1 protein-coding gene is annotated in these 511 nt (G+C 45.2%); it reads right to left on the bottom strand.

Translation table 11 applies throughout. From position 1 onward, the window contains the following. Positions 1-509, bottom strand: a 509-nt coding sequence (rsxG, locus tag R7Z77_RS28610) for an electron transport complex subunit RsxG (protein ID WP_318137468.1), incomplete at its 3' end; no start/stop codon positions are given. Positions 510-511 lie beyond the last annotated feature (2 nt).

Genomic DNA, 511 nt, shown 5'->3' with positions numbered 1-511 from the left:
GCGCCAGTAAACTGATCAAAGTCTCCACCATCTTTACGAACTTTCCAAGAATTCCAATTATCTTCGGTGACTTGCTTACCCGTGAAGCCAAGAATCCAACTGGTAACGCGAAGATCTATTTTATCGCCTAGCCCCGGTGTTTCTTGATGGCTAAGTACGCGCGTACCTAAAATCTTACCTTGATTATCGATACCTGTGATGACTTTGATTTCACCGTTATAGCCATCTGGTGCAATCGACTCAATGGCGATGGCTGTTGGCTCGCCATTTTTGGTGGCAATGTAGGTAGGCATTGCGTGCATCGTGCCAAGCTCTGGAGACGTCACCAACGTGCATGATTGAGTTAATGCGTTGTCGTGCATCATTTTAGGAATTACTTGATTAAGCACTGAAAGTAGCTGCTTTTGTTCCTGAGGCTTGATTTGATCTTCGGTTAAGTACTGAGTCAACGCGACCAAACCTGTTGTGGCGCAAGCAAAGATCGCCAGTGTCAGACCATTTTTTCTAATTG

The sequence above is a fragment of the Vibrio sp. 1401 genome (assembly GCF_033340295.1).
The sequence above is the reverse complement of the archived record's forward strand: the minus strand, read 5'-3'. Positions and strand labels throughout refer to the sequence as shown.